At 45.8% G+C, this 15,060-nt stretch carries 8 protein-coding genes; 3 read left to right on the top strand and 5 right to left on the bottom strand.

All coding sequences use genetic code 11. The annotated features are described in order from the left end of the window. Position 1: 1 nt before the first annotated feature. The 3 genes from RIB93_RS27340 to RIB93_RS27330 all read left to right on the top strand — a co-directional run bounded on the left by RIB93_RS27340 (position 2) and on the right by RIB93_RS27330 (position 7,812). Positions 2-2,242: an OmpA family protein gene (locus RIB93_RS27340; protein WP_446377605.1), complete on the top strand. Its 2,241-nt coding sequence runs from the start codon at positions 2-4 to the stop codon at positions 2,240-2,242. A 92-nt stretch (positions 2,243-2,334) separates the two neighbouring features. Beyond that, a complete protein-coding gene (locus tag RIB93_RS27335) occupies positions 2,335-6,870 on the top strand; it encodes a DUF6923 family protein (protein WP_446377603.1) in 4,536 nt (1,511 codons plus the stop codon). A gap of 39 nt (positions 6,871-6,909) precedes the next feature. After that, complete coding sequence (locus RIB93_RS27330; RefSeq protein ID WP_446377601.1) at positions 6,910-7,812, top strand: sulfotransferase family protein; 903 nt, start codon at positions 6,910-6,912, stop codon at positions 7,810-7,812. Between the two features lie 229 nt (positions 7,813-8,041). Here RIB93_RS27330 and RIB93_RS27325 read toward each other — a convergent pair whose 3' ends face one another. The 5 genes from RIB93_RS27325 to RIB93_RS27305 form a co-directional block, all read right to left on the bottom strand. Further along, positions 8,042-8,866, bottom strand: a complete 825-nt coding sequence (locus RIB93_RS27325; RefSeq protein ID WP_446377599.1) for a CheR family methyltransferase — start codon at positions 8,864-8,866, stop codon at positions 8,042-8,044. A gap of 210 nt (positions 8,867-9,076) precedes the next feature. Continuing rightward, the gene (locus RIB93_RS27320) at positions 9,077-10,129 is read right to left on the bottom strand and encodes a protein-glutamate methylesterase/protein-glutamine glutaminase (protein ID WP_446377597.1); all 1,053 of its coding nucleotides are present in this window, start codon (positions 10,127-10,129) and stop codon (positions 9,077-9,079) included. A 189-nt stretch (positions 10,130-10,318) separates the two neighbouring features. Further along, the gene (locus tag RIB93_RS27315; protein WP_446377595.1) at positions 10,319-12,112 is read right to left on the bottom strand and encodes a methyl-accepting chemotaxis protein; all 1,794 of its coding nucleotides are present in this window, start codon (positions 12,110-12,112) and stop codon (positions 10,319-10,321) included. Between the two features lie 92 nt (positions 12,113-12,204). Continuing rightward, a complete protein-coding gene (locus RIB93_RS27310; protein WP_446377593.1) occupies positions 12,205-12,693 on the bottom strand; it encodes a chemotaxis protein CheW in 489 nt (162 codons plus the stop codon). Between the two features lie 46 nt (positions 12,694-12,739). Further along, on the bottom strand, positions 12,740-14,929 hold the full coding sequence (locus RIB93_RS27305; protein ID WP_446377591.1) for a chemotaxis protein CheA: 2,190 nt from the start codon (positions 14,927-14,929) through the stop codon (positions 12,740-12,742). Positions 14,930-15,060: the final 131 nt, after the last annotated feature.

The following is a 15,060-nucleotide window of genomic DNA, read 5'->3' as shown; positions in this document are numbered from 1 at the left end:
AATGGTGTTCAATCAAAAATATGTTCGTGTTCGTAGTCGGCACTTTAGTGCCATCAGCGCTAAAGCGCTTACTACAAAACGTGTTCGTAGTCGGCACTTTAGTGCCATCAGCGCTAAAGCGCTTACTACAAACCTACCCCAGCCAGAAGCGCTAAAGCGCTTACTACAAACGCTAAAGCGCTTACTACAAACTTTAACGTTAACCAGTGTCTTAACATTGCCCACGTTAGCGACAGCCCAATCACCCAATTTACGAGTGATTGTTAATAGCACTCAGGATAGTATTGCGCCTGATGAGTTGCTCACATTACGGGAAGCAATTGAGTTAACCAATGGTGACTTGACGGTTAATCAATTAAGTGATACCGAAAGAACGTTGGTGAGTTCCAGTCCTGGACAATCGTCGCGAATTGAGTTTAATTTACCCCCCCAAGACACCACGATTTATCTAACTGAATTATTGCCCCCTTTGGCAACTGCAGGATTGGTGGTGGATGGGACAACCCAACCGGGGTATGATCCGACAACCTCACCCACGGCGGAAATTGCCATTCCTAAACCGATTGTGACGATTACTCCGACACCGGGTCAGTCTATTTTGCGGGGATTAACGATTGTGGCAGATGGCGTCACGGTGCGAGGCTTGAGTATTTACGGTTTTAAAGCCGTAAACGAGACAACTTTAGCCACTCCTCCAGCGGATATTTTTATTGCCCATTCCTCACCACCCCCGGATATTAGTCAGCAAGAACCCCCTAATTATCGGTTTCCCTTTTATCCGGACAATGTTCCGCCTCAAGATGTGAATCTTGAGTTCAATTGGTTGGGAATTCCACCGAATGGGGAAATGCCAGAAACCCGGTCAGCGTTTGGGGTTTATGTGTTTAATAGTTTAGGCACAAGAGTTTACCGCAATCGGATTACTGACCATGATGGCAGTGCGATTATTACATCGGTGCAAGCGAATAATTTACAAGTGAGCGAAAATATTATTGTCGGGAATGGTATCGATGGAATGCCGGATGCGATTCGCTTGGAAGGGGTGATTAATGATTCAGAAATTACCGGAAATTTGATTTGTGGCAATGATGGCAGTGGCGTGTATTTATTTAAACCGGAAGGGGCGGTACAAATTCGCGAAAACCAGATTATTTTTAATGGCAGACGCCTGCGACGGGCGGCGGTGTATTTGATGGGAAATAATCACCAAGTTAGGGAGAATCAAATAGCTTATCAACCGGGACCTGGTGTGGTGGTGACGGCGTATCCAGATAGCGATCGCAATGTGATTGAGACGAATCGGTTTGCGGGGTTGGAGGGGTTGAGTATTGACCTGAATGCCCAGCAGCATGTGGAACCAATTCATTTCCAAGTTGGGGATGGTCATAATCCCCCCCGTACCACCAAGTACCAACGCCAGACTACAGGAAACAATGGGATAAATGCCCCGCAATTTGTCTCCGAGGAGTTGGTTCAGTTGGGGGATCAGCTAGAGGTATTTGGTCAAGCGGAACCGGGTTCAACAGTGGAACTCTATCGGGTGCGGGAAAGCGCCGATAGTGTCTATGGTCCACTAAATGAACCGATTGCTAGTACGATAACCGATGGGGAGGGTGAATTTAGGGTTACGCTGACTGGGTTACAGCCTGGGGAGACAATTAGTGCGATCGCGACTGATCCGGAGTACGGCACATCAGAACCCGCTCTGAATGCGGTAGTGAAGTCGTCAGATGGTACAATTCCGCCGAACCCAGAACCCCTACCCCCCGTGATTCCCCAATGTCTCACCCAAACGACACCACCACCTCCCGCCGAATTCACGCCACCGCCCCAACAACCCTTGACACTGCGCGTTCCTCGGAATGTCCATTTTGCCCTAGATCGTTCTGATATCTCGCCAGAAAGTGCAGCGGTACTGGATCAAGTGGCGGCGGTTCTCAAAGAGTATCCATTCCTCACCATTGAACTGCAAGGACACACTGACCCCCGCGCCAGTGTCGCCTATAACCAAGCCTTAGCCAGACGTCGGGCGTTATCGGTGCGGAATTATCTATTGCGTCAAGGAATCGATCCAGGACGAATGACGATTCGATCCTTCGGCGAAACCCAGCGCCGGACAACAGGTAGCGGGGTGGTGGATTACGCACGCGATCGCCGCGTGGAAATTATTTTCCAAGATTTGAGAGGGTTGGAGATTATTTTTGAAGATCAAGAAACTGACTTGCAAATTGAATCAAGATAACCGAGAGTGTCCCTCTTATCCATTGAAGCCCATTTCTGGCGTTAACGATACTCTAGTTCCCATTCTTATGTCCTCATTGGGTTGAAGGTGTTATGTATTCCCGACTTGCCAAACGATTCATCCGGTTTTTGTTCCATGTTTTTTCCGGGAAGCCCAAAAAAGATCAGGTTTTCTCGCGCCAAAGTTATCTGAATCCTCTGGCTGGGCGAAAGTCCTGGATTAAATTTCACATCCTCGCGATCGCGGTTGCTTATTTGGTCGTTGTATTGGGCAATTCATTTCCGGCATTGTCACAAGCAGCTCCCGTCCCATTCAATTGCGATGGTATTCTTTATATTAGCCAAGCAGCTAACGCTGAAGACCCGACTCAACTTAATTTTCTAAATACACAAAACTTGAATTTAGAGGATGAAGGTGGGACTGAAGAGGGAACAATTTATAACGCGGCAGGGTTTCGTTTTGCCGACGGTTTTATTTACGGCATCCTCCCATTTGATGACCTTGAAAATGATCTTAATGTTCCTCCTCCATTTACAATCTTCAGAATTGGTCAAGATGGAGTAGCTGAGGAGTTAGGAACTATAGAAAACGATGCTCAATTTCCAGATCCACAACCACAGGCAGGTAATGATGATAGTCGGTATTTTGCCGGCGATTTTGACGAGGAGGGGTTTTATTATGTCTACTCCAGAAACCAAGGTGGTATAGGAAAGTTACTCAAGATTGATGTAACGCAAAGTCCACCCGATGTTGTCGATGTCGTCGATATTACGACAGGAAATCGCAGCTTTTTTGACATTGCCTTTAACCCCGTAGATGGCAATTTTTATAGTTATGAATCAAGTGCGGGGCAGCTAGCTCGCATTGATCCGAATACGGGAAATGTTACATTTTTTGACGCTGTTCCGACAGATCTTCGTGCTGTAGGTGCTATCTTCTTTGACGCACTAGGAAACTTATTCGCCTACGAAAATGCTACAGGTACCATCTACAGAGCTGGAGAGGTCAACAGACTTGAAGACCCCCAGACCGATCAGGTAACGTTTATTCAAGTTGCCTCGGGTTTAGGGTCAGTCGCTCAAAACGATGGAGCCTCCTGTCCCTTTGCCCCAATTGATTTAGCAATTGAGAAAACAGTTGATCCGAATAACCCAACCCCAGGGAATCCGGTGACATACACGATTACGGCGACTAACCAAGGCAACCCGGATTCGCCGATACCGCTTCTGAGCGCTTTCACCCGAATCAACGTCCGTGACGTTCTCCCGGCAGAAATTGAGGTCACCAGTGTTACAGAGAGTGAAGGGAATTACGACCTAGACTCAGGCGACTGGACAGATATTGATCTGGGTGTTGGTGAGGAAATTACCTTAACCATTACAGGGACTCTTGCTGCTGATGCAACAGGGAGAATTACCAACGTAGTCGTTGCCGAAGTCCGTCCTCCTGAAATTAATACTGATCCAGATTTCCCTCGTGACGATTTCCCTCCTGACAGGGTTCAGGAAATTATTGATGATATCCTTGAGAATCCAGATACCGATATTCCGACTAACAATATATCGACTGTAGACTTCGTCGCGAACCCCGATCCGGCTATTGGGGTAGCCAAGGAGGTCACGGATGTGACGGCGCTTGGAGGTAACCGCTTCCAAGTTACCTATGACTTAGTGGTCGAAAACGTGGGTAACGTGCCTTTAGACGATATCACTCTCTTGGAAGACTTAGAAGATACCTTTGGTGTGGGTAATGTTGTCAGTACCACTGTCAGTAGCAATGATGACCTGACGCTTAATCCCAACTTTACTGGGATTGGCAATGCTGGTGACCCGATGCTAAATCTTCTAGGAAATGGCAATAGCCTCGATATGGGTGAAAGCGCCCGGGTTCAATTAGAAGCCGTCGTCACCCCACCCGACCTAACCCAGAACTACAACAACCAAGTCGAAGCCACGGGTATATCTCCAGGTGGTACAACGGTGAATGACTTATCTGATAATGAAATTCCCACTGATCCCAATGTTCCCCTAACGGACAAAGATGGGGATGGTGATGCCGATGAACCCGAGGAAAACACCCCCACTCCCGTCAATTTTAGTGCGACTGAAAGACCTGCAATTGGTGTCGCTAAGAGTGTGGGGACAATTACACCCTTAGCCGAGAATCGCTTCCGCATTACTTATAACTTGCTCGTCGAGAACCTGGGAAATGTAACATTAGACCCTGTGACACTGACGGAAAATCTCAACGATACCTTTGGTCGTGGCAATTTCACCGTCAACAATGTCACCAGCCCGACCTTGACAACCAACCCAAACTATGATGGGAATAATATTCTCAATTTGTTAGGGGCAGGTAACAGTTTAAATACAGGAGAAACCGCGACAGTACGGTTAGTCATTGAAGTCACGCCACCTGACCTGAACCAAACCTACAACAACCAAGTGGAAGCTACAGGGACTTCACCCAATGGCACTCAAGTCACTGATTTATCTGATGATAATGTGCCAACCGATGATGCCAATGATCTTCAACCTGACCCGGATGGGGATAATAATGCCAATGAACCCGAAGAAAACACCCCCACTCCTGTCAATTTCAATACCATTCCCGAAAACCCCGCCATTGGTGTCGCCAAGAGTGTTGGTTCTATCCAATCCCTGGGAGGAAATCGCTTCCGCATCATTTATGATTTAGGTGTGGATAACCTGGGAAATGTACCCTTGAGCAATGTCACCCTGGAAGAAGACCTAGAAGACACATTTGGTGTCGATAGCGACATTGAAGCCAGTGTCACCAGTGATGACCTGACCACGAACCCCAACTTTACTGGAATTGGCAACCCAGGTGACTCCACGGTGAATCTATTGGCGGCTGGCAATACCCTGGATATCAGTGAAAGCGCTACGCTGCAATTAAACGTTATCGTCACCCCTGACCTCACCAACCCCAACCGAACCTACAACAACCAAGTGGAAGCCACAGGGACGTCACCAAGGGGGACTGAAGTGGATGATTTATCCGATAATGGTTTCCCCAGTGATCCCGATGGCGATGGTAATGCCAATGAACCGGAGGAAAATGACCCCACTCCCGTCAACTTTAGTGAACTTCCCGCCATTGGTGTTGCCAAAAATGCCACATCTATCGCCCCCATCGGCAACAATCGCTTCCAAGTCACCTATGACTTAGTGGTCGAAAATTTAGGGAATGTTTCTTTAGAGGATGTCAGACTCCTGGAAAATCTCACCGAAACCTTTGGTGCTGGTAATTTCACCGTCGTCAATGTGACTAGCCCGAATCAAACCTTAACGGCAAACCCCGACTATAACGGTAGTACGATCATTAATCTTTTAGCGGCGGGTAATACGCTGAATGTGGATGAAAGTGCAACCCTACAGTTAGTTGTTGATGTTACCCCACCCAACCTGAATGCTGACTATGAAAATCAAGTGCAAGCGGTAGGTTTCTCACCCAGCGGAACGTCGGTAGATGACTTTTCCGATAACGGTGTTCCGGCTGACCCCGATAGTCTTGAACCTGACCCGGATGGGGATAATAATGCCAATGAACCTGAGGAAAACGACCCCACAATCATTCGCTTTACCACGACTCCAGCAAACCCCCTGATTCCTGGAAACCCTCCGGGTACGGCTATTGGTGTGGCAAAGAGTGTGGGTACGGTACAAGACAATGGCAATGGCACATTCACGATTCCTTACACCATCGATGTGAGGAACCTGGGAAATACAACTTTGACCAATGTACAAGTCACCGAGAACCTCTTTGGCAATAACCGGAGTACATTTAGTGGTACTGAGAGGATTCAGATCAGTAATCTGAGTGTCACCGGTGATTTGAGTCAGGTTAATCAGGGTTTTGATGGCGAAAATGACCAAAATCTGCTATCGGGTACAGAAAGCCTAGGTGCCAATGAAACGGCGACGATTACATTAAATGTGACCATTACTCCAGGTCGTAACTTTGGTCCATTTGAAAACAGCGCCGTAGCCCGAGGAACTCGCAATGGCACAATCGTGAGTGACGCCTCGACTCCGGGTACAAATCCTGACCCGAATGGTGATGGTAATCCCGGAAATGATAACCAACCTACGGTAGTTTCCTTGGGACAACCGAATCTGCGTTTAGTCAAGCGGATAACGGAGGTGTTCCGAAACGATGTTCCACTCAATAACGTTAATTTGGATCGGGTAATTGATGACCAAAATGACCCCGATGATAACGTGGCTGGTTGGTCTGCACTTCCCAATGGACTCCTGGGAGTGTTCAACTTAGGCACAGAAGTCTCACTCCAGAGTGGCGATGAAGTGGAGTACACGATTTATTACCTGTCCGATGGTGGACCTGTGGTCAACGATGTGCAAATTTGTGACGCGATTCCTGAACAAACGAGTTTCGTGGCTAATACGATTGAGTTGAATGAAACATCGCTAACTGATAATGCGGATACGGATCAAGGAACCTTTTTTGGTGAGTTAACACCCGTTAATCCTCCTTGTCCTAACCTCAACAATCCGAATGGATCGGTATTAGTTAATGTGGGAGATGTACCCAGTACCGTCCCGGATAATGTGGGGTTTGTCCGCTTCCGTGTCACCATTGATTAGATCAAGGCAGTCACACCACCAGTAGGGGCACGACATGTCGTGCCCCTACTGTATGCTGATGATACAATCGAAAGGACTATTGCTTTTGGTGTTGGCAAAATGAGTGGTAATATAGATAACTATGCTCTAATTATTGGAGCGATGAAGTGTGGAACGACTACCTTATTTACCTACTTGGCAAAACATCCAGAAATTGCTCCGTGCTATCAAAAAGAACCTAATTTTTTTGCCAGTGATGAAAATTGGTCGAAGGGATTGGCTTGGTATGAAAGCTTATGGGACTATGAGCCAAATAAACATAAGATTGCCTTAGAAGGGTCTACTCATTATACAAAATACTATACAAAAACACCGAGATTTCCTAACGCGGCTGAACGAATTGCACAGATAAAAGCCAATTTTAAATTTATATACATGCTCAGAAATCCAATTGAGCGAATTGAGTCTCAATATACCCATGGATTATCTGCAAAATGGTTCACCAGTCAACAACCTATTAAGAAAGGAATCCATCCTCACTTACTAGAAGTGTCTAGGTATGCCAAACAAATTGATGAATACTATAAGAGATTTCCCGCGCCAAACATACGCTTAGTCAATTTTGAAGATTTAAAAAGTAATTTATCTAATCTTTTAACGGAAATTTGTCAATTTTTAGAGATAGACCCGACTTATAACTTTCAGATAAACTCTAAGATTTATAATCCGACGAAAGGAAAGTTTATCGATGGTTCTTTATGGCATTTTATCAGCCCGTTAACTAAAACGTTGCCCAACAAGGTACAACAATCGATTCGCCGTTCCTTAGGTCAACAGGTAAGGGATAACATCCGACTGACTCAAGAGCAACGAGATTTTGTTTTACGTGAGTTGCGGGAGGATTTACTTAAACTTCAGTTTGAGTATGGAGTTGATGTGTCTCGCTGGGGTATTGAACTTTAAGTTACTACTGGACTGACACAGCTAAAATTGTGGCATAGACTTGACCATTGAATCGGGTGTACGCTTTGCGCCCCTACGGTTTCGGGACGTGGGGTTAATCTATCAAATAAGCTGTGTCATCTTCTTCCGCAAGATCCCCGACTTCTTAGAGAAGTCGGGGATCTGTCTGTGTACGTCACTTACACGCCATCGCGCTGTAATCGTGTTGAGTTTAGTTCCACCAACCTACTTATAGACGCCGACGATAACACACCGCTTTATCGACTTGCACCCGTTCAAAGGAGTCATCTAAATTTAAAGTTGTTTCCCCACCGCCTAAAATTAAATAACCATCCGGCGCGAGAATTGACCTAATTTTTTCTAATACGGCTTTTTTGGTGGCTAAATCAAAATAAATCAAAACATTACGCAAAAAAATAATATCCAGTTTATGGAATTGGGTAAATGAATGGGTTACTAAATTAAGTTGCTGAAATTCAATTCGGTGGCGTATTTTATCACAAATTTGCCACTGGTTTCCTCTATGTTGAAAGTATTTATTTAACAAGGAAAGGGGAAGTCCCCGTGTCACTTCAAGCTGACTGTAGAGTCCCGCTTTGGCACGGTTGAGGATCTCATTGGAGAGATCGGTGGCAATTAATCGGAGTTTCCAGTTCGCCAGTTCGGGAAACTCTTCGTGCAGTAACATGGCAATGCTATAGGGTTCTTGACCACTCGAACAAGCCGCACACCAAATATTCAAGGTTCGTTGCGTTTGCCGTTTGGCTAACAGTTCGGGCAAAATGACCTTGGCAAGGGCATCAAAGGGATAGCGATCGCGGAAAAAGGATGTCTCCGTCAGCAGCATTCCCTCCACTACCTGGACATGGCGCTGATTAAAGGGTTGCGTTTGCAGATTGGCAATCATTTCCCCCAAAGAACTAAATCCCATTTGCGTCGCCAGAGGGGTTAAGCGTAACTCGGCTAAATAGGCTTTATCGGCATCCAGAACCATGGCGGAATGATGGCGTACTAATTGACGTAAATAGTTAAAATCTTGATGATGAATTGGCATTGTTTTAAGTTGTGATTTTTGTGTAGGGGCGGGTTTTACTATTAACGTTTTTGACCTCACAACAGATGTGACTAAACCCGCCCTGACTGAGGTTGGCGAAGAGGGCGACCCGAGTCAATTGAGTGGACAAGTATTGTTAAATGGGAGAAGCGGGTCGCCCCTACAGGTTTCGTGATGCTATGTTCATTTATGGGAGTCTCTTCAGGAATTTCAACAAACCAGTTGGATAATTTCATCGGCGATTTGGTCTAGGGGTAAAATATTATTAGCTAAACCCGCTTGGGCGACAGATTTAGGCATTCCCCACACCACACTGCTGGCTTCATCCTGCACCAAAATATGTCCCCCGGCGTCTCGGATATGGTGACATCCTTGCAAACCATCTTGTCCCATACCCGTCAACACCACCGCGATCGCACTCCCTGGAAATGTCTTAGCAACGGATCGAAATAACACATCCACCGCCGGACGACAGGAATGTTCGGGCGGGGCTTGGTGTAAACTCAGATGTACCGTTTTCCCCCGACGCACGACAATTCCATGGAAATCTCCCGGCGTAATCCAAGCATGACCTGGACGCAGTTCAGCCCCCTCATAGCCCTCGGCGACAGAGATGTGACATTGATGGGTTAAACGTTCGGCTAAACGTTTGCTAAATAGGGGAGGAATATGTTGCACGATGACAATGGGTAGGGGAAAATCGGCGGGAAACCGGGATAAAAGCGTGGCTAGTGCATTGGGTCCCCCAGTAGAGACACCGATCGCAACAACTTGGGCTTTGGCGAGTTTGAGGGTGGCGGTTTGGCTGGGAAGGCGCGATCGCGCGATCGGTGTATTGTCGGATACGCCTAAGATATCAGCACAAAAGACTTTAATTTTAGGAATTAATTCGCGTTTTAAATAATCGGAAACTGCCTCACCTGTTCCCAATTTTGTTGGTTTAGTAACATAATCCTGAGCGCCGAGAGAAAGGGCTTCTAACGTAGCTGCTGCACCGCGTTCGGTGAAAGCACTAAACATAATCACGGGCAAGTTTGGATAACTTTGGCGAATAGCCGTTAATGTTTGTAAGCCATCCATTTTTGGCATTTCGACATCTAGGATGATTAAGTCGGGTTGCAGGTGAGGAATTTTAGAGAGGGCAATTTGACCATTGGCGGCAATTCCAACTACGTCTAAAAAAGGGTCTTGAGAGAGGATTTCACTGAGTTTTTGACGAATAATTACCGAGTCGTCAACGACTAGCAGGCGAATTTTACGCATTGTAGGGTAGGGGAGATGTAGAGACGTGCCATGGCACGTCTGTTGGCTCCCCTCTCCCCCGCGTGGGAGAGGGGCTGGGGGTGAGGGGTTTAGTTGACATAGATGGGCGGGTTTAGTCACATTTAGGTGAGGTAAGAAACGATAGTTGTAAAACCCGCCCCTACACAATCAAAACATTCCCTTCACTAATTAATACTTGAACTGATTCACCAGGGCTTCTAATTCCGACGCGAGTTCGGCAAGTTCCGCCGCCGATTTCAACGTGTTGCTGGCGAGGGCGGTGGTTTTTTGAGCCGCGTCAGCGACATTGTTGATATTTTGGGGAATTTGTGAGGTACTTTGGGCGGCTTCGGCGACATTACGAGCCATTTCATTCGTCGTCGCAGTTTGTTCTTCTACCGCACTGGCGATTGTGTTTTGGAAGTCGTTGATTTGATTAATAATCGTGGTAATTTGACTAATCGCTTCAACGGAACTTTTGGTGTCACCTTGAATCGCTTCGATTTTTTGACTAATGTCTTCCGTCGCTTTGGCAGTTTGTTTGGCGAGTTCCTTCACTTCATTGGCAACAACGGCAAATCCTTTCCCCGCTTCTCCCGCCCGGGCAGCTTCAATTGTCGCATTAAGGGCGAGGAGGTTAGTTTGTTGGGCAATGGAGGTAATTACCTTAATCACATTACCAATTTCTGCACTACTTTGACCCAATTTGGTAATCGTTTGGTTAGTGCTTTCAGTCATATTAACCGCCGTTGTCGCGACTCGCGCCGCATCCGCCGCACTTTTGGCAATTTCTTTAATACTGGCGCTCATTTCTTCTACACCTGTCGCCACCACTTGAGCATTGCGGTTGACTTCTTCGGCATAAGCTGACGCAGTTTGGGCTTGTCCAGAGGTATGTACGGCGTTTTCATTGAGTTGTTGACTCACCAGGTTCATGTCTTCTGAAGCTTGAGCAACAGCCGTGGCGACTGAGGCAATTTTACCGACGGATTCGGTTAAATTGCTTGCCATGCGATTGACATTATCGGTCAGTTGTTTGAAGTCACCTGTAGTTTTGGCGGTAACGTTTTGGGAGAGATCACCTTGAGCAATGGCTGAGGTTAATTGGGTAATATTTTCGACTTCTTCCTTGAGATTCGCCGCCATCTGGTTAATGTTTTCGGTTAAGTCTTTCCAGATTCCGGTAGCCGTTTCCACAACAGCGCGACTACTCAGGTTTCCTTCGACACTAATTAAACGGGCGACGCGGTTTTTCTCATTGGTATATGCCTCGATATTATCCCGCAGGGTATTAATTGTAGTACTCAGGGTTAAGAGATCACCCTTTAACGGCTGATTGTCAATCTCTAGAGGCATTTTACAGGATAAATCACCAGCCGCGATCGCCTTCAGTGCATCCTGGGCGGCGAGGGTAGGTTGGGCAAGGGTGTGGATGATGGTATTAATTGCGGTGGTTGTTGTTGCCCATCCTCCTTTTAAATAGGGGGGTGGAGATACAGGTTCAGCCCCATATAACCAGCGTCCAGCGTGATTTTCCCAATCCTTTAATACAGTTGTTTTGTGTTGATATCCCACTCGTTCGGTGAGTTGACCGTCTTGAGCAACCTGTTGACTAACTCGGACAATTTCATGGATAACGGTTTGATTGATACCCATCCATTCATTAAATACTTGAGCAATTTCACCCCAGCCATTTTCCTCAGTGAGTCGGGCATTAAAGTTACCATCTCTGGCACTTTTTAGGGCTTGGAGGAGTTCGGAAAAATTTTCTGGGGATAAGAGTATTCCCTCAATTTCATGATTTTGCGGGGAAACAGTCTGGGTGGCTTTAGGTTCAGATACCATGGTTTTACTGTGATCATGTTCATTGTTGCCGTTAGTCTCTTGATTTTGGAAAAAGACTAAGCGTCCGGGTTTACTGAGTTTATCGATGTTCATGGCTTCTCCTAATTTGTGAATTCCTTTGAGATGATCGAAGTTCATTGTTTTTTACTCTTTGTCATTGGTCATTCTTTAAGGAATGAGTTTGACGTTTCTGTATTCTTTAGCCCTTGACTTGCTGACGTATACATTCTTTAATTCCGAAGAGTTGGCTTCAAAATGGTGAGTTCAACAACTTTGTCGGTATCGAGAATCAGCAGAAGTTGATCGGCAAGTTTATACGCGCCACGAATTAATTGCCGTGCGTTTCCTGTTAAGGTTTCTGGGGATTTCTCAAAGCAAGCATCGGAAATTTCTAACACTTCTCCCACATCATCAACAAGCAAACTAATCACCTCATCAGCCGTTCGCACAACCACATTGAGAGGGAGGTGTTCGCTATTTTTATCCAGTTGTGTTTCAACGGGTATCTTAGTGACATTCTGATCTAACTCCAGAAATTGACGTAAATCCACAGCCGGAACAATCTGACTCCGTAGGTTAATTAAACCCCGCACGGCTGGTGGTGCTAAGGGGACACAGGTAATTGACTGATATCGAATAACTTCTTGCACGTTTTCTACTTCTAGCCCGAAGAAGAAGTGGTCGAGAAAAAAGGTACAAAATTGATGGAATTGAGCCATGATGAGGGAATTATTTATAATGACGAATGACGAATGACGAATGACATTAAATCGCTTCGATATCCAAAAGTTCGGTAACTTGACCCTGAATAACCGCGATCGCCTGTACCCCTGGACGAGTGGCTTCACCTGTGATACAAAGGTCTTCCATGACGATATCTACCATGCGTTGAACCACTAATCCAATTTGGCGTCCACTTTGACAAGCAACGACGACAACTTGCAGCGGATCAGCGTCTAATACGGCTGTTTTTGGGTTAGCAGCGCTAAAGCGCTGACTACTAATAAAAGATACATTGGCAAAATTAACTAGGTAAAGAATTTGGTCACGATACTGAATCACCTGGCGATCGCCCACTTGTTCGATCGCGGTTCTGGGAAATTCTTCTAAACGCACTACTCGCGACAAGGGAATCGCCATGCGGCTGTTATCTAAGGCTTCAAATAACAGTAATATTTGCACTGTTTCGATAGTGGATTGAGAGGATATTTCCTGCTGAATTAAAGCGTTTGTTTGTTCATCTGAAAGTACCCCCGCCCGTGATGCTAGACTAAATACATCTAAAATTAATGCCACTTTTCCATCACCTAAAATTGTGGCTCCGGCAAAACAAGGGGTTTCTTTGAGTAGTTTACCTAAGGGTTTTACGACAATTTCTTGAGTGTCATTAATCGCATCAACGACTAAGCCAAAGGTGAAATTATCGACTTGCAGAACCACAATGTTCAGCATGATTTCCGATTGCGGATGGGCTGTTTTGGGTTCCCATTCCACTAATTCAAGTTCCCGATTTAAATACACCAGGGGTAATAATTTCCCCCGCAACCGATACACAGGGGCTTTGTGGACATATTCGATCCTGTGATCCGCTTGTTCTCCCTGCAAGCGGACTAATTCTAAAAGATTGGTTTGAGGAATGGTATAGCAGTCCCCTCCACTGGTGACAATCAAGGCGGGAATAATTGCTAAGGTTAAGGGAATTTTCAGTTTAAATGTTGTTCCTAAACCAAGTTGAGTATGCACATCTACTGTACCGCCAACTTTTTCTACATCCGTTTTCACTACATCCATTCCCACTCCCCGCCCAGATAAGCGCGTCACGCAGTTGGCGGTAGAAAAACCGGGAAGGAAGATTAAATTTAGGGCGTCAGTCTCACTTAAGCAATTGGCTTGATTCGGCGTAATTAAGCCTAAACTTAACGCTTTTTGTTTCAAGCGTTCTGAATCAATTCCCGCCCCATCATCCGAAATTTCAATGGTTACATATCCACTTTCATGGAATGCTTGCAGACGTAATCGCCCTGTGGCGGGTTTTCCCTGAGTTTGACGTATATCTGGGGATTCAATCCCATGATCCACACAATTGCGGAGTAGATGCGTTAAGGGATCTTTAATCGCCTCAATAATCGTTTTATCCAGTTCCGTCTCTTCTCCCTCTATCTCCAATTGCACCTGTTTTTCTGTCGCGATCGCAACATCCCGAACTACCCTGGGAAACTTGCGCGTAATTGTACTAATCGGCTGCATTCGGGTTTTCATTACCCCTTCTTGTAACTCTGTTGTCAGTCGGTTTAATTGCTGGGAGGTGGTAACAAAGGCGGTTTCATCTTGCAGCGTGGAGAATTGTTGAATCTGATTGCGAACTAATACCAATTCTCCCACCAAATTCATCAACTTATCCAAAAGATTGATATCGACTCGGATTGACTGTACTGTATTTGGGGTTGTCAACGCCGACATCAACTCCTCGCGATCGCAGGGAAGTTTTGACCCTTCAGGATTTGTCGGGGCGGGTTTAGGGATTTGCTTTTGGCTATTAATGGTAACGTTTGTACAAAACCCGCCCTCATCTCCGGTATCTCTAGATTGCAGTTGATTTAAGGTCTGAATTAAGCCAGAATAGTCAACATCACCTTCTTGTCCGATCGCTTCTATCTGGGCGCAAATTTGCTGCATGGCGTCTAGGAGTTCCAGTAAGCCACTGGTAATCTCTGCATTTAGCTGCAATTGTCCATCTCGCAGACAACTGAGTAAATTTTCACCACTGTGGGTAAGGGCTTCTAGAGTGGGAAACGCCATGAAGCCGCAGTTTCCTTTAATTGTATGTAAGGAACGATAAATTCCTTCGAGTAAATCTTGATTAGTCGGATTTTTTTCTAATGTGACCAGATCCGTCTCAATCTGGCTAATATTCTCGTAGCTTTCTACCAAAAAGGCTTTGATATCTTCATCCATGATAGTTAAGTAATCGCTTGCATGTATGGGACGTTAATGGTTAAAGCTGACAGGAATTATTTCAAGAAAAATACGGCGGAAGTCAGTGGGATTCAATTTCACTGAGTTTCGCCACTAAACCGAGTCTATCT

This window comes from Coleofasciculus sp. D1-CHI-01, from assembly GCF_040218875.1.
Taxonomy (GTDB): Bacteria; Cyanobacteriota; Cyanobacteriia; order Cyanobacteriales; family Coleofasciculaceae; genus Coleofasciculus.
Note: the sequence above shows the minus strand (reverse complement) of the source record. Positions and strands in the feature narration are given on the sequence as shown.

Coding starts and splice junctions, on each gene's coding strand:
- RIB93_RS27335 (WP_446377603.1), top strand. CDS start 2,335: ATGTATTCCCGACTTGCCAAACGATTCATCCGGTTTTTGTTCCATGTT.
- RIB93_RS27315 (WP_446377595.1), bottom strand. CDS start 12,112: ATGAACTTCGATCATCTCAAAGGAATTCACAAATTAGGAGAAGCCATG.
- RIB93_RS27340 (WP_446377605.1), top strand. CDS start 2: ATGGTGTTCAATCAAAAATATGTTCGTGTTCGTAGTCGGCACTTTAGT.
- RIB93_RS27320 (WP_446377597.1), bottom strand. CDS start 10,129: ATGCGTAAAATTCGCCTGCTAGTCGTTGACGACTCGGTAATTATTCGT.
- RIB93_RS27305 (WP_446377591.1), bottom strand. CDS start 14,929: ATGGATGAAGATATCAAAGCCTTTTTGGTAGAAAGCTACGAGAATATT.
- RIB93_RS27325 (WP_446377599.1), bottom strand. CDS start 8,866: ATGCCAATTCATCATCAAGATTTTAACTATTTACGTCAATTAGTACGC.
- RIB93_RS27310 (WP_446377593.1), bottom strand. CDS start 12,693: ATGGCTCAATTCCATCAATTTTGTACCTTTTTTCTCGACCACTTCTTC.